This is a genomic window from Paenibacillus jepli, assembly GCF_047238105.1.
GTDB lineage: Bacteria > Bacillota > Bacilli > Paenibacillales > Paenibacillaceae > Paenibacillus_D.
In genome coordinates this window covers 753,294-770,539 of the sequence record NZ_JBDFMD010000001.1, presented here as the reverse complement: position 1 = coordinate 770,539, position 17,246 = coordinate 753,294, and the positions used below count along the sequence as shown (strand labels likewise).

At 56.7% G+C, this 17,246-nt stretch carries 18 protein-coding genes; 13 read left to right on the top strand and 5 right to left on the bottom strand.

All coding sequences use genetic code 11. The features are described from left to right. Window positions 1-23 precede the first annotated feature (23 nt). The 6 genes from ABC336_RS03695 to ABC336_RS03670 all read left to right on the top strand — a co-directional run bounded on the left by ABC336_RS03695 (window position 24) and on the right by ABC336_RS03670 (window position 8,119). On the top strand, window positions 24-1,799 hold the full coding sequence (locus ABC336_RS03695) for a sensor histidine kinase (RefSeq protein ID WP_413237379.1): 1,776 nt from the start codon (window positions 24-26) through the stop codon (window positions 1,797-1,799). Continuing rightward, window positions 1,796-3,310 (top strand): response regulator, encoded by a 1,515-nt coding sequence (locus ABC336_RS03690; RefSeq protein ID WP_413237378.1) that lies wholly within the window; start codon window positions 1,796-1,798, stop codon window positions 3,308-3,310. The genes ABC336_RS03695 and ABC336_RS03690 overlap by 4 nt, the downstream gene beginning before the upstream one ends. 540 nt (window positions 3,311-3,850) lie before the next feature. Next, window positions 3,851-4,813, top strand: a complete 963-nt coding sequence (locus ABC336_RS03685) for an ABC transporter permease (RefSeq protein ID WP_413237377.1) — start codon at window positions 3,851-3,853, stop codon at window positions 4,811-4,813. A gap of 18 nt (window positions 4,814-4,831) precedes the next feature. Then, on the top strand, window positions 4,832-5,737 hold the full coding sequence (locus tag ABC336_RS03680) for a carbohydrate ABC transporter permease (RefSeq protein ID WP_413237376.1): 906 nt from the start codon (window positions 4,832-4,834) through the stop codon (window positions 5,735-5,737). Window positions 5,738-5,825: 88 nt separating this feature from the next. Next, window positions 5,826-7,523, top strand: a complete 1,698-nt coding sequence (locus tag ABC336_RS03675; protein ID WP_413237375.1) for an ABC transporter substrate-binding protein — start codon at window positions 5,826-5,828, stop codon at window positions 7,521-7,523. A 167-nt stretch (window positions 7,524-7,690) separates the two neighbouring features. Next, window positions 7,691-8,119 (top strand): YhjD family protein, encoded by a 429-nt coding sequence (locus ABC336_RS03670; protein ID WP_413237374.1) that lies wholly within the window; start codon window positions 7,691-7,693, stop codon window positions 8,117-8,119. Between the two features lie 10 nt (window positions 8,120-8,129). Here ABC336_RS03670 and ABC336_RS03665 read toward each other — a convergent pair whose 3' ends face one another. Next, window positions 8,130-8,387: a hypothetical protein gene (locus ABC336_RS03665; protein WP_413237373.1), complete on the bottom strand. Its 258-nt coding sequence runs from the start codon at window positions 8,385-8,387 to the stop codon at window positions 8,130-8,132. A gap of 121 nt (window positions 8,388-8,508) precedes the next feature. On the opposite strand from ABC336_RS03665, the gene ABC336_RS03660 reads away from it, so the two are divergent. Together ABC336_RS03660 and ABC336_RS03655 are read left to right on the top strand one after the other, a co-directional pair. Then, window positions 8,509-8,796: a Dabb family protein gene (locus ABC336_RS03660; RefSeq protein ID WP_413237372.1), complete on the top strand. Its 288-nt coding sequence runs from the start codon at window positions 8,509-8,511 to the stop codon at window positions 8,794-8,796. A gap of 356 nt (window positions 8,797-9,152) precedes the next feature. Next, a complete protein-coding gene (locus tag ABC336_RS03655) occupies window positions 9,153-9,578 on the top strand; it encodes a DUF86 domain-containing protein (RefSeq protein ID WP_413237371.1) in 426 nt (141 codons plus the stop codon). A gap of 105 nt (window positions 9,579-9,683) precedes the next feature. Here ABC336_RS03655 and ABC336_RS03650 read toward each other — a convergent pair whose 3' ends face one another. From ABC336_RS03650 to ABC336_RS03640, 3 genes are read right to left on the bottom strand one after another with little or no spacing between them, the layout of a single operon-like run. After that, a complete protein-coding gene (locus ABC336_RS03650) occupies window positions 9,684-10,745 on the bottom strand; it encodes an ABC transporter permease (RefSeq protein ID WP_413237370.1) in 1,062 nt (353 codons plus the stop codon). Beyond that, complete coding sequence (locus ABC336_RS03645; RefSeq protein WP_413242431.1) at window positions 10,729-11,706, bottom strand: ABC transporter ATP-binding protein; 978 nt, start codon at window positions 11,704-11,706, stop codon at window positions 10,729-10,731. The genes ABC336_RS03650 and ABC336_RS03645 overlap by 17 nt, the downstream gene beginning before the upstream one ends. A gap of 41 nt (window positions 11,707-11,747) precedes the next feature. Continuing rightward, a complete protein-coding gene (locus ABC336_RS03640; protein WP_413237369.1) occupies window positions 11,748-12,908 on the bottom strand; it encodes a COG1470 family protein in 1,161 nt (386 codons plus the stop codon). A gap of 190 nt (window positions 12,909-13,098) precedes the next feature. Between ABC336_RS03640 and ABC336_RS03635 the strand changes: the two genes are divergently transcribed. The 5 genes from ABC336_RS03635 to ABC336_RS03615 all read left to right on the top strand — a co-directional run bounded on the left by ABC336_RS03635 (window position 13,099) and on the right by ABC336_RS03615 (window position 16,222). Beyond that, a complete protein-coding gene (locus ABC336_RS03635) occupies window positions 13,099-13,740 on the top strand; it encodes an RNA polymerase sigma factor (protein WP_413237368.1) in 642 nt (213 codons plus the stop codon). Next, a complete protein-coding gene (locus tag ABC336_RS03630) occupies window positions 13,724-14,509 on the top strand; it encodes an anti-sigma factor domain-containing protein (RefSeq protein ID WP_413237367.1) in 786 nt (261 codons plus the stop codon). Before ABC336_RS03635 ends, ABC336_RS03630 begins: the two co-directional genes overlap by 17 nt. Window positions 14,510-14,589: 80 nt before the next feature. Next, window positions 14,590-15,285, top strand: coding sequence for a helix-turn-helix transcriptional regulator (locus ABC336_RS03625; protein ID WP_413237366.1), 696 nt, complete (start codon window positions 14,590-14,592; stop codon window positions 15,283-15,285). Window positions 15,286-15,380: 95 nt separating this feature from the next. Then, window positions 15,381-15,788, top strand: a complete 408-nt coding sequence (locus ABC336_RS03620; protein WP_413237365.1) for a hypothetical protein — start codon at window positions 15,381-15,383, stop codon at window positions 15,786-15,788. A gap of 38 nt (window positions 15,789-15,826) precedes the next feature. Beyond that, window positions 15,827-16,222 (top strand): YtxH domain-containing protein, encoded by a 396-nt coding sequence (locus tag ABC336_RS03615; RefSeq protein WP_413237364.1) that lies wholly within the window; start codon window positions 15,827-15,829, stop codon window positions 16,220-16,222. On the opposite strand, the gene ABC336_RS03610 is transcribed toward ABC336_RS03615, so the two are convergent. Further along, window positions 16,223-17,143, bottom strand: coding sequence for a helix-turn-helix domain-containing protein (locus ABC336_RS03610; RefSeq protein WP_413237363.1), 921 nt, complete (start codon window positions 17,141-17,143; stop codon window positions 16,223-16,225). It lies immediately after the preceding gene. Window positions 17,144-17,246 lie beyond the last annotated feature (103 nt).

Below are 17,246 nucleotides of genomic sequence, written 5' to 3'. Positions count from 1 at the left end.
GCCGGGACAGGAGAGGAAGGTTCATGCTGCGTTACTTGAATGACATGAAGCTGCAAAAGAAGCTGATGCTGACCTTTATTATGATCGTATTCGTACCGGTCATGATCGTCGGACTCTTCCTGACGGGAGAGCTGCGGCAGATGGCGCTCACCAATGCCATGGAGCAAAATGCGCTCAACGTCGACCGGGTTTTGAAGCGAACAGCCGAGGTAATCAATGTCTCCTACGATATCTCCTACCGACTCTCCTATGACAGTCGGCTCAAGGATGTGGCCAACCGGCAGTATGAATCGGTATATGAAGTGGTCAGTGCTTATCGGGGTTACCCGGACTTCAGGGAGTACGCCCGGCTTTACAAAGAAATTACCGATATTCGGTTTTATATCGACAACCAGACGCTGTTGAACAATTGGGAGTTCATCCAGCCGGACGAAGGCACGATCAGACAGGCTTGGTACCAGCAGGCCTTGGCGACCAATGGTTTGATCTCCTGGAACCGGATCGTAGACGAGCGGGATCAGACGCAGCGGTTCAGTCTGATCCGCAAAGTCGACTTCCGCGAGAACGACGAGGATGGCGTGCTGGTTATCAATGTGAATACGAATCTGCTTCAGTCGATCCTGGATCAAGAGTCGTTCGAGACGATGATCGTCGACGACCAGGATGCGATCATCGCGGCCAACCGCCCGGGCCGTACCGGCAAGACACTCGCTGACATACGGTTCGATGCTTCGGTCATCGCTGAGGAGAGCGGGGACTTCGATGCGGTCGTGGACGGCCAAGCCTCCAAGATCCTGATCGAGCAGCTGCTGCCCCAGTCCAGCTTTAACGGCATTCGGGTCATCTCTGTCTTCTCGGTAGAGAGCATCGTCAGGGATGCTGACCGGATCAATAATGTGGCGCTGCTCGTCATCGGCATCAGCCTTGTAATCGCGGTCGTGCTGATCTACGCTTTCTCCTCGCTCATCTCCAACCGCCTGCGGCGGCTCAGCAAGCACATCAGCAAGGTGGCGACAGGCAATTTCGAGACCTCGATGGCAATCGACGGACGCGACGAGATCGGCCAGTTGTCCAGACAGTTCAATGCGATGGTTGTCAGCATCGACGATCTGATGATGGAGATCAAGGAGTCGAACCGGGAGAAAAGCGAGCTCGAGCTGCGGCAAAACGAGATCAAGTTCAAAATGCTGGCTAGTCAGATCAACCCGCATTTCCTCTTCAATACGCTGGAATCGATCCGCATGAAGGCGCATCTCAGCGGCCAGCAGGGAATCGCCCGTGTCGTCAAGATGCTGGGCCGCATGATGCGGGCCAACCTGGAGGCAGGCAAGCGGACGGTCATGCTGCGGGACGAGCTTGATATCGTCCAGAGCTATTTGGAGATCCAGCAATTCCGCCACGAGGAGCGGCTGGCTTACGAGATCATCTGCGAGCCTGACGTCGGCGACGTGCAGGTGCCGCCCCTCATTATCCAGCCGCTGGTGGAGAATGCCGTCATCCATGGGCTGGAGAAGCGGGAAGAGGGCGGCAAGGTCAGTGTCAGGGTATGGCGGGAGAGGGGCGAGGTGGTTATCTCCGTCGAAGACAACGGCCTGGGCATCTTGCCAGAGCGTCTCCAGGCGATCATGACCTCCTTCGAAGAACGCGAGGAGGATGACGGTCAGCGGATTGGCATCCGTAATGTTCATCTGCGACTGCAGCTGGCATACGGCGCCGAATATGGACTTGCGATACACAGTCAGCAGGGTCAGGGAACGCAGATTCAGTTTCGTGTCCCGGCAGAAGGAGGAGCGCTATGATCAAGGTCGTCATCGTCGACGATGAGAAGATGATCCGCGAAGGCTTGCGGTCGATTATGCCTTGGCATGAGCTGGGCTATGACGTGGTGGCTACTGCCGCCAATGGACGGGAGGGGGTAGAGCAGTATCTGGCCTATCAGCCGGAGTTGATGATTGTCGATATTCGTATGCCGGGGATGGATGGTCTGGAGCTGATCGAAGCGGTCCGCGCTTTGGGAGGGGCCGTACGATTTTTGATCTTGAGCGGCTATGCGGATTTTGAATATGCGAAACGTGCGATCAAGCTGCAGACCGACGGGTATCTGCTGAAGCCGGTGGATGAAGACGAGCTGCAGCAGCATCTGATGAAGCTTCGCGATACCTTGGAAGCGGAGGCGGCAGAGCGTGCCAGGACAGATGCGCCCAAGAGCCGCGAGCTGCTGTTCCGCGAGCTGCTGGAAGGTACGGCTGAGCTGACGCAGACGGCGGAAGACGAGTTGGACTGGCCCAGCGGCAGGATCCTGCTGCTCCGTTTGGCTGATGTGTCTCAGGAGTCGGGAGAGCTGCAGGCGATAGTCATGAGCCGGCTGGCGCAAGTCGTGGAGCAGGATCAACGCGGCTATGTCTTTGCGCATCAGCATGAGCTCGTTATCGCTCTGAAGGATGCATCTGAGCTTGACCAGGCCCGGCTGCTGCTTCAGCAAGCAATGCAGGATTTGTCCGCGCCTTGGGTGGCGGCGGCTGGCCGCATCGTCAAGGGACCAGGGGCTTGGCCGGCCAGCTATGCCGATGCCCAGTCTTTGCTCGGGGAGGCCTTCCGTCATGCCGGAAGGCAGATCCTGGCGGAAGGGGCACAGCCTCAGATGCCAGACTGGCTGCCGAGAGAGGGGGAGCAGCCGGAGAGCGCCGCTGCGCTCGCGGACAAAGTGTATTATGCCGCGGACGCAGGCAATATGGAGGCCGCGCAGCGTATGCTGGCAGGCGTTGGCTGGAGCTGGCTGGCAGCAGGGATCAGCGAGCAGGAGCTCAAGACCAGGCTGGTACAAGCAGCCAGCACGGTCATCCACCGGCTCGTTCAGCATCGTCCGGAGCTGACCCGGGAGCCAGGCGACTATGCGTCCGAGCTGCTCCAAGCGTACCAGGTGTCCCATTTTTCCGATCTGGTGGCCTCTGTCATGCTGGCACTCGAGAAGGTGGTCAGCCGCCTGGATCAAGGCAGCTCGGACCAGCAGATTAAGCGGCTGATCGATTTTATCCATCGCAACTATAATCAGCAGCTGCGTCTGGAGATGCTGGCCGAGATCTTCAATTACAACAGCGCCTACCTGGGCAAGCTGTTCAAGAGCAAGACCGGAGAGTACTTCAATACCTATCTGGACAAAGTCCGGATCGAGCATGCCAAGGCAATGTTAGAAGAAGGCATGAAAGTATACCAGGTCGCCGACCGAGTCGGCTATCTCAACGCGGATTATTTCCATACCAAATTCAAAAAGTACGTCGGCATCTCTCCAACCGGCTTCCGCAAGCGTTGAAAACGGCCTGTGGTAGAGGCAGTTTCTAAATGGAGAAGGTCGTTCATGGAAAAAGTTCCAGCGAGTCTGATGGGGTGGTGCGGGCGGCGGGGCCAAGCCCCGCTGCAACGCACCTTTTTTCCCTTACAGAGCGCCATCCGGCGCTCCCACCCGCTGCAACGCACTTTTCTTCCTCTACAGAGCGCCATCCGGCGCTCCCACCCGCTGCAACGCACTTTTCTTCCTCTACAGAGCGCCATCCGGCGCTCCCCCTCGCTGCAACGCACTTTTCTTCCTCTACAGAGCACCATCCGTCGCGAGCACCCGCAGTAACGCACCTTTCTTCCTCTACAGAGCGCCATCCGGCGCCAACTCTCGCAGTAACGCACCTTTTTTCCTCTACAGCGCGCCCTCATTTGACCTAGCCAATTTATATCACTCTATGGAGGTCCGAATAACGAAACTATAGCTAATTTTTACATGATTTTCGGCACAATCCATGGGGTACTGCAAACGCTTCACTTGATTTAAGATAGCTATATAAAGCAAGGAGGAATCATCATGGAAGCGATCACAGCCAAGAAACCGGAGAAGCAAAAACCGAAACCGAATCCGGGCCGTTTTTTCAAAATTGCCCTGCAGCAGCGGTATCTATATCTTATGTCGCTTCCCTTCGTTATCTGGGTGTTTGTATTCAGCTATTTGCCCCTTTGGGGCTGGACGATGGCATTTCAAAATTTCAGGCCGGGTCGTTCGTTTTTCGATCAAACGTGGGTAGGCTTCGATCACTTTGTCGCCTTGTTCAGCGACGACCGTTTCTTCCTCGCTCTGCGCAATACGCTGGCGATGAGCTTCATGGGTCTGATCGCAGGGTTTACGGTGCCGATCATCCTCGCGATCCTCATCAATGAGGTGCGGCAGCAGGTGTTCAAACGTTTCGTCCAGACCGTCTCATACCTGCCCCACTTCGTCTCGTGGGTCGTCGTCGCCGGTATCGTCACCAAGATGCTGTCGACGGAGAACGGTGCTGTCAATGACCTGCTGATGTTTCTGGGCGTCATCGATACGCCGTATCAATTCATGGCCAAGGGCAATTGGTTCTGGTCCATCGTCACAGCAGCGGATGTATGGAAGGAAAGCGGCTGGAATGCGATTATCTATCTGGCAGCGATTGCCGGGATCGGGCCGGAGCTCTATGAAGCGGCAAAGGTGGACGGGGCGAGCCGTATCCAGCAGATCTGGCATGTGACGATACCCGGGATCCGGACGACGATTATCGTTCTGCTGATTATGTCGATCGGCCATCTGATCAGTATCGGCTTCGAGAAGCAGTTCCTCCTCAGCAACAATCTGGTGCGGGATTATGCGGAGGTATTAGACTTGTACGCCCTCAACTATGGGCTTGGCATGGGACGATTCTCCTTCGGTACGGCCATCAACATGTTCAACTCCGTCGTCAGTATCATGCTGCTGTTTATTGCCAACGGCACATTCAAGCGCATCACCAAAGAAAGCATCATGTAAGAGGGGGCTTTACGCATCATGAACCGAACATTCGCGAGAGCATCCTGGTCGGACCGGGTTTTCGATATCTCCGTCTATGTTATTCTTGGCTTAGTAACTGTCGTCACCCTGTATCCGTTCCTCAACGTGCTGGCCATCTCGCTGAATAACTCCACGGACACCGTCCGCGGCGGCATCACGATCTGGCCACGGGAGTTCACGCTGGAGAACTACCGGGTCATCTTCTCCTTCCCGACACTGCTGACCGGGTTTCAGATCTCGATCCTGCGGACAGTCGTCGGTACGTTCCTGGGACTCGCAAGCGCAGCGATGCTGGCTTATACGCTCAGCCGTGCCGACTTCCAGGGCAGACGCTTCATCTCGGTGTTCCTGGCGCTTACGATGTATGTATCCGGGGGGCTGATCCCCGTCTATATCCTGATTCGGGACCTCGGCATGATGAACTCATTTGCCGTCTATGTCCTGCCGGGACTGGTCAGTGCGTTCAACGTCTTCATCATCCGCTCTTTCATGGACGGACTGCCGTATGCTCTCCAGGAATCGGCCAAGCTGGACGGCGCCAACGACTGGACGATCTTCTGGCGAGTCATCCTGCCTCTCTGCAAGCCGGCGCTGGCGACGATCGCCCTCTTCCTGGCCGTCGGTCAATGGAACGCCTGGTTGGATACTTACCTGTATAACGGCTCCAACGCCAGCCTGACGACGCTCCAATATGAGCTGATGAAGGTCATCCAGAGTACGACGACAGGCAACAGCGGCGGCGACTACCGCAGCCAGAACATGTCGCAGGTGATGAGCCGGGTATCCCCGGAATCGGTGAAGATGGCGATCACGATCGTCGTTACCGTACCCATCCTGGTGGTTTATCCATTCTTGCAAGGGTACTTTGTCAAGGGCATGACTCTTGGTGCTGTAAAGAGTTAGCCAAGTTGTTTGCAGGACAACCTGTTAACATATAGAGATTACAGTTGCGCATGATTAGGTTACATTTAAAGAGGAGGGTTTTTGCATCATGATGAAAACAAAGAAATTTACCGGCGTTCTACTATCCGCTACCATGCTGATCGGGCTGCTGGCCGCATGCTCCGGAGGCAATAACGAGCCGTCCCCGGGCAGCTCGACCGGTGGAGAAAATGGGGATGGCCAGGCGCCGCTCACCATGAGCTTCTTCAGTGCCGACCCTAGCCCGAACTGGGCAGGCATGCAGGATCGGATCGGCAAGATTCTTACGGAAAAAACAGGCGTCGTCCTCGATGCGGAATACGCGGTAGGCGATCCTGTACAGAAGGTTGCCCTCATCGCAGCCAGTGGTGAGTATCCTGACCTGATCAGTGCCAAGCAGGATGTCGCCAAGCTGGTCGACGTTGGTGCGATGATGGATCTGACAGATCTGATCGAGGAGCATGCGCCGAACATCAAAGCTTTGTTCGGAGATTATATGAAGCGCTTGCGCTACAGTGAAGACGATCACGCCATCTATGTCATCCCGACTTATGCGGCTGTGGACAGCCAGAACTTCAGCGCTGGCGGCGGCTTTGGCCTCCAGCACCGCGTCGTCAAGGAGCTGGGCTTCCCCGAGATTCGTACGGTGGAGGATTTTGAGAACGCGATTCGCTCCTACCTGGAGAAGCACCCAACAGATGAAGCCGGCAACAAAAACATCGGTCTGACGCTGAATTCCGACGACTGGCGGATGTATATCTCTGTAACGAACCCGGCATTCTTTACGACCGGCGGCAGCGATGATGGAGAATTCTATATCGATCATGAGACGATGGAAGTGACGTATCATTTCAGACGTCCGGAAGAGAAAGAATATTTCCGCTGGCTGAACCATATGAACGCGACCGGTCTGCTTGATCCCGAGACATTCGTACAAAAACATGATCAATACAATGCCAAAATCGCCAGCGGCCGCGTCCTTGGTCTGATCGACCAGGATTGGAACTATGGCGACGGCGAGAATGCGCTGAAGGCCGAAGGCAAGTTCGATCAAACGTACGGACACTATCCGGTAACGATGTCTGAGGAATATCTGGAGACGTCGTTCTGGCCAACGGGTTTCATGTCGGGAAGCGGCGTCGGTATCAGCGTCGACAACCCGGATCCGGTCCGCGCGATCAAATTCCTGGATTACCTCGCTTCCGAAGAAGGACAGATCCTGCTCAACTGGGGCGTGGAAGGCGAGCATTACAATGTCGTGGACGGCAAACGCGTCATTCCGGCCGATGTCAACAACCGTAAGGTCAACGATGTGGCGAATTTCCAAAGAGAGACGGGAATCGGCCTATACACCAACATCGGCGCTCACTATGGCGATGGCGTATTGGATTCGACAGGCAACTACTACACCACCAGTTTCCCTGAGCAGCTGATCGAAGGCTACAACGAGGCTGAGAAGGAAGTGCTTGAGGCGTATGGCGCAACCCTCTGGAAAGACCTGTTCCCAAGCGAGGACAACTTCCCGATCAAGCCTTGGGGCGCGGCATGGAACATCCCGATCCCCGGCGATCATGAAGTAAGCGTGCTGGATACGAGACTTCGCGACATTACGTGGAAGCGGATCCCGGAAGCGATTCTGGCCAAGCCTGAAGAGTTTGACGCGATCTGGGACGCTTACATGGAAGAGCTGGAGAAGAACGGCGTAGAACGAGCGGAGAAAGGCCGTCAAGAGTTCGTAGAAGCTCGCGTAGCGCTGTGGAATGACTAATTAATATGCCAGAACCCTTGGGGCGCAAATCGCTTCAAGGGTTTTCGCGTTAACCAAACTTCAAATTCGTATCGGGTGTTGCACGGAGACCGTCCTTGCCAGCAGAGCATTTGTTCGCTATAATAGGAACAAATGTTCCTTTTTTTCGTGGAATGGAGGCACAACAGATGAAAGATTCGGCAACGCAAGGACAAGCTTCCGCAGAGGTGCAGGCAGGTATGCCGATCCAGACGGAAGAAGAGTTGAATCTGGTCAAGCACTATCTTTTGCTCCGCGTCGCGGTGCAGATCCTCGATCATGATATCGGCGTGGCGGGCGCTTCCCCGATGAAGCTGCCGCGCCTGTACGAGTCGATCCTGCGGGCATTGCAGGACCGGGTCCTGCTTGAGCAGGCGGCAGCCAAGCGGCAGATGCGCTCCAGCGGGATCCGCATCAACCAGGAGCGCCGGCATGCCGAAGGGCTGTCGGTACAGTATGCCGTACGGGGCTATCAGCACCAGTTCACGATGCTGTGGTCCGTCGTGCGCCGGGAGTCGGAGCGGCTGCTCGGACAGTATCGTCAGCGTCTCCAGCCGGCAGCATCGGGTCGACGGTAACGCCTCGCCGTCAACGGGAGCGTGCCTGTCTTGCCCTCGTATGGTGGATGATACGATCGGTGATATAACCGATTAGCACATAGCTCAGTACAGTCGCTACATACATCAGCAAGACGCTGACCTCGTGGATATCGACGAACAGGTCGACGACCCAGGCAGGGACACTGAACATAAAGAAGACGAAGTTATGGGGGTCGTGGCCGGTAGAATTGTACAGACAGAGCGCCAAGCCTACGATTGTGGCAATTATCGTAACGGGATAACGCATGAATATCGGTTCCCCTTCCTTGCTGTTATTGCTAGGTTGCGGTCATTTAAGTTATTATGTGACAAAGGGGCCTGCCTCATGCGCAGGCGCTGTAACCGTTAGATGAGGAGAGATGTGGAAGATGATTACCCATATTGTCTTGTTCAAGCTGAAAGACAGATCGCCGGAGAGCGTAGAGGCGACAGCGGATGTGCTGCGCAATATGAAAGGCAAGATCGAACAGTTGAAGAAGCTGGAGGTAGGGACCGATGTGCTTCATACGGAGCGGTCGTACGATATCGCCCTGACGACGGTGTTTGATTCACTCGAGGATCTGCAGGCCTACCAGGTGCATCCGGTGCACCAGAAGGTCATCGAGCATATGAACCAGGCTCGCGAATCCGCTGTCAGCGTCGACTACGAGAGCTGATTCCTAACTAATCCGAATAATACAAAAGAGGGATCCTGATGGATGACAGCAGAATGCTGATGACGTATCTGTTGGTTGTAATTATCAGCTTTATCGTTATGACGATCTGGCTGAAGCGAAGAGGCAGGAAAAAGAAACAATAACGAGCGAGTTCAATTAAAGTGCGTGTTCAAAAAGGTCGGTGTTCAGCACCGAGAAGGTTGAAGGCGGGAGGAGATGAGGAGCGGAGCGTAGGTGAACCTACGTGAGCACCGGAAGTTCCGACTGCATTCAAGATTCGATGTCGAATTACCTCCTGAGTCACTTCGTGATGGGCAGCGGACTTTTTGAACAACCTCTTAAAGGCAGGTTGGCCCATGTATTATGTAGATCGTAAGCAAATCGAAGCCCGGCTCCGCAGCATACCGCCCCTTGCAGAGGCAATGCAGACGCTGGCTGCCGATTGGCAGGGCACGCTCCTGCAAGGTCTCGCCCAGGAGCGGGCGCTCCATCTGGCTGTCGAGTCAGTAACCGACATCGGCAGCTATCTCATCGATGCGTTTATTATGCGCGATGCCAGCAGCTATGAGGATATTATCGATATCATCCATGGGGAAGGCGTCTTTGCGGACGAGCTGTACAGCAATCTGACTGCGCTGGTGAAGCTGCGCAAGCCGCTGGTACAGGAATATTACGCGTGGCCCCGGGAACAGCTCCATGAGCTGACACCGCAGCTTCCCCGCAACCTGCTGGATTTTGCAGCGGCAATCGAAGACTATCTCTCCCGGGAAGCTGCCAACTGAGCAGATTCTTGCACGGCACGACGTTCGGCGGGGATACCCTCCATATGACAACAAAACAAACCGCGGCTGACGCGGTTTGTTTTGTTTTGCAGGGAGATATCCATTTTAGGATCGGGAACGAATCTCCTGGCGCATGAACAGGTAGTAGGAGATGCCGAAGCAGATCATCGTCGCAGCCAGCAGTCCCGTAAGCTGCGGCCAGACGAGCAGCAGGCTTTGACCCAAGGGGAGCGGACTTGGCAGTGCTCCCACCAGCTGTTCCATCGTCAGCGGGCCGAGCGACCGGACAGCCGGCATGAGCAGTGTAGTCGTCGCTTCATTGAACAGTTCGGCAGGCGACAGCCGGTTAAGGGAGAGCATCAGCCGTTGGAAGGACAGGATGGCTCCCGTATCTGCCTCGCTCTCTGGAGCCAATGAGCGGGCGATCAATCCCATAATCATGCTGTAGAAGACAGAAAAGAAAATCCACAGCGAGATGGCAGAGAGCGCGGAGGTCGCTGCCTGGCGGAAGCGAATCGACAGCAGGATAGCCAGATTCAGCCAGAAGCCGACATAAACAACGGCAGCGAGCAAAAACAGCACGACTCTTGCAAATTCCTCAAACGTTGGCGGAAAGCCGATGACCAGCAGCCCCAACCCCATGACTAGCAGCCCGAGGGTGAAGATGACGATGCCTATGATCAGCAATGCAGCCGCAAACTTGGCCTTCAGGAAATCATCACGGTAGATGGGCTGCGAGATCAGCCTGCTGAGCGTACCCTTGCTTCTCTCGGTGTTGACGGCATCAAAGCCGAGCGCAATCCCCATAAGCGGTCCCAAAAAGGAAACGAAAGCAGTAAAGTTCGGCAAACTGCCATCGGAGAGCGTGAACATACGCAAGAACAAAAAACCGTCTTCCGCCTGATCGGCAGCGCTGCCAGCCAGCAGTGCGGAGATGGCGGAATAGAGTGAGCCGATACAGGCCAAAAAGATAATGCCGAGCAGGATGCCGAAACGCCAGCTGCGAATGTGGTCACTGAACTCTTTGCGCACCATAACCCGAAAGGCCGAAGCCGTGGATTGGCGGGCAATCCGCTTACCGGCCCGCTCGGCGGAAGGTGAATCCTTCGGCCAGCGGATGCTCAGCGTGGCTGGCAACAGCGAAGCGAGCTTACGCGCCATGTCCATCGCTCCCTTCGAAATAACGGCGGTAGATGTCATCCAGTTGGTAGCTGTGTCTGCGGATCGACTGCAGCTCGGCATGCGTTGCCGCCAGTCTGGCAATGACAGGGATCGTCTCGTCGCTGCAGGTGACATGGACGTTGACGGTACCCGTCCGACAGATGTCCCCCATCTTGACAGAACTTACCCCTTCCAGCTCCTGCAGCTTATGCTCCAGCCCTTCGTTCCAGCCCTGGATCTCAAGGTCGACCAGTGTGTCGTTGCCCTGCTGATCCAGTTGGCTTGCCAGATCTGCGAGATCTCCGCATGCGACCAGCTCTCCATTGACGAATAGGCCGACTCGGTCGCAGACCTGCTGCACCTGATGCAGATGATGCGAGGACAGCAGGACAGTCAAGCCTTCTTCACGGCTTAGAGCGGTGATGAGGCGCAGCAGCTCGGTTACGCCTCTGGGGTCGATACCGAGCGTCGGTTCATCCAGGATGATCATCTCCGGTCGCTTGATCAACACGTCGGCCAATCCCAGCCGCTGGCGCATTCCCCGGGAGTAAGTACCGGTTTTTTTGTCGGCGGCATCGCCCAGCCCCACTCGTTCAAGCAATTGATATGCGCTGTCTGTTGCCTCTTTGACAGGGATCCCGTTCAGCCGGGCAGTATAGATCAGATTGTCGAGTCCGGTCCGGTCTTCATAGAACCCGATATCATCCGGCATATAGCCGACCTTGCGTTTGATCTCGATCGCGTCAGCTGCCGGATCCAACCCCAGCACGCGCACGCGGCCTGCGGTCGGTTCGGACAGACCGAGCAGCATCAGGATCGTGGTCGTTTTACCAGCGCCGTTAGGACCCAGCAAGCCAAAGATCTCCCCGCGCGGGATCGTCAGATCCAGCCGGTTGACCGCCAGGTGGGACCCGTACGCTTTGGTCAAAGCTGATAGCTCGATAGCCGCCTCTGACAGCCCGTTCATCTCCTGCTGCCCGCCGATAGCTGCAACTTCATGATTCACGGTTATCGCCTCCCATAACGGCGGAACAAGCCGTAGATCCCCAAAGCGACCGCGGCGATGATCAAGACGCCGATCCACCCCCAGAGGGAGGAGGATTTGACTGCTACCCGCAACGCTGCATTCGCCGACTTCTGCGGGCTGCTGGCGCTCATGCTCAAGGCGTAATCCCCGGGGATCGACTGTTCATCTGCCCGGATGACCGCCTGAACATTGGCTGTCATTCCTGGTTCCAGCTGCTGGATCGTTTTGGGTTCAAACGTGACCTCCCAGTTCGTGGGCGTCTGTGCCGACAAACTGATGTCTTCCAGTGCTGCCGTGCCTGTATTGGATACGATCAGGTCAAGCGTGCGGGTTCCTCCCGAGCGGACCTCGGCATTCAACCGCTCATCGGCGGTTGCCAGCCCGATGCCATAACTGCCTGTGACTACAGCCTCGAGTGTCGTCTCTGCCCGAGTCGCATGATTGGCTGCTGCGATCGGCAGCTTGTACGTTCCGGCCTCGACATGATCCGGGGGCAGCGCCTCGACGGTAATCGTCTGCGATGCATTGGGTTCAACCGTTACGGATGTGACGCTGTTGCCGCCGGCTTTGAAGGTTACCTCCCACCCAGCCTCTGGTGAAGCGGCCAGTGCATAGGTCTGCTCCTCGGCAGTCTGGTTCCGCAAGCTGGTCGAGAATGTGAAGCTGGCGTCCGCATGTCCTTGGATATTGGCCTGCTCGGCTTCCAGCTTCGTTGTATACGTACCCTTCTCCGTTACGAATACTTTGAGCGGCAGCGCCGCATCGCCGGCGGTTAACCTGAAGTTGTATTCGCCGCGTTCGATCTCCAGCGGGACCTCCAGCCGAAGGGAGAGAGATTGCGGACTGTCGGGACGGACTGCCAGCTGCTTGACGCCGCGTCCTCCTGCAGTCAGCTCGGACTGCCAGCCGCTCCCTTCGTCGTGGAAGACGACATCCGCCTGCCGCGTAAGTGCGGTATGATTGATCAGCTCCACATCGTACGTGATCGATTCACCCGGTGCCGCATCCAGGGCAGTATAGGGGGTGTACAGCTCCAGCTCGCCAGCTGCGTGGACGGCCGGCGTCCATACAGCTGCACTCCCCGTCCATGCCAGTACCATCGCCAGCATCGCCAGCCCTAAACTTCGCCATGTTTTGTACATCGACTATCATCCTCCTGCACGAAGATATATTAGCGCCAGAGGCGCTTTTAACCGGATTACGCACGAGAGAACGTTTTGGATTTAATCCTTCTCCCAAAAATGTCGCGGGTATTTTCAAACCGCACTTTTTTATGATACAAATGGAAATATAGAGGTTGATTACGTCGTAGGTTCGGGAGGAGAGAGGGAAGTGCGAACGGATGGCAGCAAGAAGGCGGCTCATGGGCCGTCATGCGAAAGTCAGGATATGGCTAGCGTGCTGGCCTTGATGTGCGAGGGCTCGCTGGAGGCATTTGAACTGTTCTACAGCCGGTATGCGCCGTTGGTGCTGCGCATGGCACGGCGGCTTCTGGAAGACCGGATGGAAGCGGAGGATCTGTGTCATGACGTGTTTATCGAGGCGCTGCGCAAGGGAAACCGTTATGAGGCGGCCAAAGGTTCCGTCGAAGCCTGGCTGGCTGTCATGACGCGCAGCCGAGCCATGGACCGGCTGCGTCGCAGCGGCCGCCTGACCATAACCGACCGAGCCGAGGCGGTTGTGGAGAGTGTCGGCAGTGGAGGGGCGACACCTGAGGAGAAGGCGTTGGAGAGGCTGGAGCGAAGTGTGCTCCGCGAGGTATTGGATGAGCTGCCGACAGCTCAAAGGAAGGCGGTCGTAGGCGCTTATTTCGGCGGCAAGTCGCAGCGCGAGATGGCACAGGCATGGGAAGTGCCGCTTGGCACAGTGAAGTCGTGGGTTCGTTATGGATTGGGACATATGCGAAAAGGACTGGCTCGCAGAGGCTGGCTGGATGGAGAAAAGGGAGGGTTGAGCGATGAAGGGAAAGCCTGAGGCGGCTGCCGGACAGCGACTCTGCATAGCCGGATATACGGAACAAGAATGGGTCGATTATGTGCTGGGCAAGCTCCCTGGAACAGCTGCCGATCGGATGCGGACACACATGGAGGATTGCCGCTGCTGCGAAGAAGCACACGGACAGTGGAGCCGCTTGCTGGGCGAAGCACCATCGCCGTCGGGCATGAATCATCTGATGACACCCGATCCGGCGGAATATCCCGCAGAGCGGATCCGACTGGCATTGGCCGGACGCGTACGCCGGCTGGCATGGCTACGGCGGCTGCGCCGCACGTGGCTTGCGGGGACAGCTTCAGCCCTCGCGGCTTCCCTGATCATCGTGCTGATGATAGGCAGCCAGGGAGATCACACCGGACAGCCGCCTGTTGATTCTTATGTGCAACTGCAGGAACCTGCGGCTCTGGCGGTGCTGTCGGCGCCGGATACGTCCCGCTACCGGATGTATCCTGCTGTGCCGGGGGAGGGCGAAGGATATATCTGGTTAAGCGGAGATAACCGGGAGGCTGTGCTGCTGCTGGAGCGGCTGCCGGAGCGGGAGTTCGAGGACTATCAGGCCTGGGCGGTCAGCGGCAGCCGGCGGGACAGCCTGGGACTGATAAAGCTGGCTGACGGGCGAGGCCACTTGTACGTACGCGGAGATGTGCTGCAGTTGGCCGAGATGATCGCGCTAAGCGCCGAGCCCAAGGGAGGCAGCCGACAACCGACGTCGAAGCAAACCTTGCTGCTGCTGGGACGCGACCAGTAACGCATCGCCATCTTAACTTGCGTGCCAGGCCGATTCGTTGTATGTTAATACGTATAGCGAGGGGCAAGGGAGGCCTGACAATGGACGGTAAGGACAATGCGAACATGGAAGAGATGCGCCGTCACGAAGGTTCCACCCGGCAGGCGATCCTGACGTTATTGAAGACCAAGGGTCCCAGTCATGCCGGTTATCTGGCCAGGACGCTGGACATGACAGAGATGGGCGTGCGGCGTCACCTCAATACGCTGGAGAAGGACGGCTTCGTCAGATTGTCTGTCGTTCGTCAGCCGATGGGCCGACCTTCGCACGTCTATGCGCTGACGGAGGCGTCGGCTGGCTTATTCCCCAGCAATTATCATACCTTGACGCTGGATCTTCTGGAGGAGCTGGATGATCAGGATGGCGGGGAGCGTCTGGTCGAACAAATATTCGAAGGCCGCAAGCGCAAGCTCCTGCAGCGCTACACTCCTCGGATGACTGGAAAGTCACTGGAAGAGCGCATCCAGGAGCTGGCAGTCATCCAGAACAGCGGCGGATACATGGTTGAGGTCGAGGGGCAAGGGGACGATGGATTTGTATTTAACGAGTACAACTGCCCTATCGCAAGAGTGGCGGATCGGTATCAGCAGGCATGCCGCTGCGAGTTGGAGCTGTTTAAACAGCTGTTGTCCGCCGAGGTCGAGCGCACCGAGTGTCTCGCCAAGGGCGGCAGCAAATGCAGCTATCGGATAGACAGGCTATCCGGTAGTGCGGGAACAGCGGAGAATCAGGAATAATTTTGCAGCGACTTGTGTCAGGACAAGCTTCCGGTGACTATAATGTCAGTAGAAACTGGGCATTCGTCCAGAACCCGGAGAGGAGCTGACCTGCGATGTCGGATCTGCTGACGGTATGCCTGATCCTCCTGACAGCGGCTGGAATGGTCTTGACGGCAACTGCGGTGTGGGCGGCACGAGTCGCGCTCGGCAGACTGAATGAAATCCATACCAGTTTGGGAAAACTTCAGACAGACACTTCGCAGCTGATCGGCGAACTCCACATCCTCACACGGTCGGCGGACCAGTCGCTTCAACATGTCAACCGGGGGCTGGTCATGATCGAGGATCGCCTTCGGTCAGGCAGCCATCTCGGACGGCAGATCTCGGGCGCCCTGGATCTGGCGCATGCCGGCTGGGAGGCGTGGCAGTATTGGCAGGAGCGGCGTGCCGAGAAAGACGCACGCGCAGACGCTTCGGAGGGCAATGCACACGAACCACAATCAGAAGGGAGCAATCCGTAATGACAGGAAAACGGGACAATCAAGCAAGCAGTTTCCTCTTGGGAGCAGTAGTGGGGACGATCGCGGGTGTGGTTGGTGCACTCCTGCTCGCCCCTAAATCCGGCAAAGAGCTCCGCAAGGACATCGCCGCGGGAGCGCAACAGGTTAGTGAAAAAACCGTCCACACAGCACATATCATCGGCGAACAGACGAGCAAGATCGCCAGCCAGGTCGGTGAGCAAACCTCACACCTGGTCGATAAGGCCAGATCCGCAGCAGACTCCGTGGCCGGCGAAGTGCGGGCGTGGCGCGAGCGCCGCACCGGTGTGGCCCAGGTCTCCTCGGCTGTCTCGGAGACGGTGGATGCCGCCGAGATTGTCAATGATCCAGACACTGCCGACACGGCTCAGGAGTCGGAGCTCCCGTCGGTTGCGGTACAGCAAGATAAAGACTGATCACTCTCTTATGCCTAGCCCGTCCGGATCATCCGGGCGGGTTGTTTGCTGTGTACTGGCTTTGGCCTGGGCGGTCAGCGATCTACGGTAGGCTGTCGGCGTAAGGCCGCTCCAGCGGCGGAACTGCTTGGAGAAGTAGAGCGGATCGGGGAAACCGACCGAAGAAGCGACCTGCCCGATCGTCAATTCACTTCCCAGCAGACTCTCGGCTCGCTGCATGCGGACCCGGTACAGATACTGGGATGGCGAATGCCCCGTGACCTGCTTGAACATCTTGGACAGATGTGTCCGGTGATAGCCCAACGTTTTGGCGATCTGGGCAATCGAGAGATTCTGGTCGTACTGCAGCGACAGCCACATCGCCATCTGGCTGATCTGGCGCTCCATATCGGACTGGCGGTTGCCGGAGACAGGATGATAATCGACAGGCACGGTGCCGAACTGGCGCAGCAGCAACCGCAGCTGACCGCCCGCTTCCAGATCCGCCATCATGGGAGAGTCGATCGTCAGGAATGCCAGACGGATCCGATCGTAGAGCACCCGGATCCGGCGGATATCCGCATGATGCAGTACGGGACGGAGAGGGGATACACCGTAAGCTTCCAGCAGCGGACGGGCGGCCACGCCTTTAAATGCCACCCATTGGTATTCCCATGGCGTATCGGCATCGGCAGTGTAGGTGAAAAGCTCGCCGGGGAAGATAACAAACGAGTCCCCGGCACGACAATTGTACCGCTTACCGCCGATATCCAACGTACCATAGCCCTTCTTCACCGTGTGAATCAAATAATAGTTATGCACAGCTGGTCCCATCCGGTGCTTGGGCATCGGCCTGCCGTATCCGCTAAATAAAACAGCCAGTTCTCCTTGAGCAGGCAAACTATTAATGCCCATGGAAAATTCATAATGATTAACCGACATGTCGTTTTCCTCCCCGGACCGGTAGTGAAATGCTTGAAACATTACACTCCAAATCGTATAGGAACGTCCTTCATTTGTCCATATCCATCCTCATTTATTCCAT

Excerpts from the sequence above, each read along its gene's own strand:
- ABC336_RS03630 (WP_413237367.1), top strand. The coding sequence starts at position 13,724 with ATGAAGGGAAAGCCTGAGGCGGCTGCCGGACAGCGACTCTGCATAGCC.
- ABC336_RS03660 (WP_413237372.1), top strand. The coding sequence starts at position 8,509 with ATGATTACCCATATTGTCTTGTTCAAGCTGAAAGACAGATCGCCGGAG.
- ABC336_RS03665 (WP_413237373.1), bottom strand. The coding sequence starts at position 8,387 with ATGCGTTATCCCGTTACGATAATTGCCACAATCGTAGGCTTGGCGCTC.
- ABC336_RS03690 (WP_413237378.1), top strand. The coding sequence starts at position 1,796 with ATGATCAAGGTCGTCATCGTCGACGATGAGAAGATGATCCGCGAAGGC.
- ABC336_RS03645 (WP_413242431.1), bottom strand. The coding sequence starts at position 11,706 with ATGAACGGGCTGTCAGAGGCGGCTATCGAGCTATCAGCTTTGACCAAA.
- ABC336_RS03650 (WP_413237370.1), bottom strand. The coding sequence starts at position 10,745 with ATGGACATGGCGCGTAAGCTCGCTTCGCTGTTGCCAGCCACGCTGAGC.
- ABC336_RS03655 (WP_413237371.1), top strand. The coding sequence starts at position 9,153 with ATGTATTATGTAGATCGTAAGCAAATCGAAGCCCGGCTCCGCAGCATA.
- ABC336_RS03680 (WP_413237376.1), top strand. The coding sequence starts at position 4,832 with ATGAACCGAACATTCGCGAGAGCATCCTGGTCGGACCGGGTTTTCGAT.
- ABC336_RS03670 (WP_413237374.1), top strand. The coding sequence starts at position 7,691 with ATGAAAGATTCGGCAACGCAAGGACAAGCTTCCGCAGAGGTGCAGGCA.
- ABC336_RS03625 (WP_413237366.1), top strand. The coding sequence starts at position 14,590 with ATGGACGGTAAGGACAATGCGAACATGGAAGAGATGCGCCGTCACGAA.
- ABC336_RS03695 (WP_413237379.1), top strand. The coding sequence starts at position 24 with ATGCTGCGTTACTTGAATGACATGAAGCTGCAAAAGAAGCTGATGCTG.
- ABC336_RS03610 (WP_413237363.1), bottom strand. The coding sequence starts at position 17,143 with ATGTCGGTTAATCATTATGAATTTTCCATGGGCATTAATAGTTTGCCT.
- ABC336_RS03685 (WP_413237377.1), top strand. The coding sequence starts at position 3,851 with ATGGAAGCGATCACAGCCAAGAAACCGGAGAAGCAAAAACCGAAACCG.
- ABC336_RS03620 (WP_413237365.1), top strand. The coding sequence starts at position 15,381 with ATGTCGGATCTGCTGACGGTATGCCTGATCCTCCTGACAGCGGCTGGA.
- ABC336_RS03675 (WP_413237375.1), top strand. The coding sequence starts at position 5,826 with ATGATGAAAACAAAGAAATTTACCGGCGTTCTACTATCCGCTACCATG.
- ABC336_RS03640 (WP_413237369.1), bottom strand. The coding sequence starts at position 12,908 with ATGTACAAAACATGGCGAAGTTTAGGGCTGGCGATGCTGGCGATGGTA.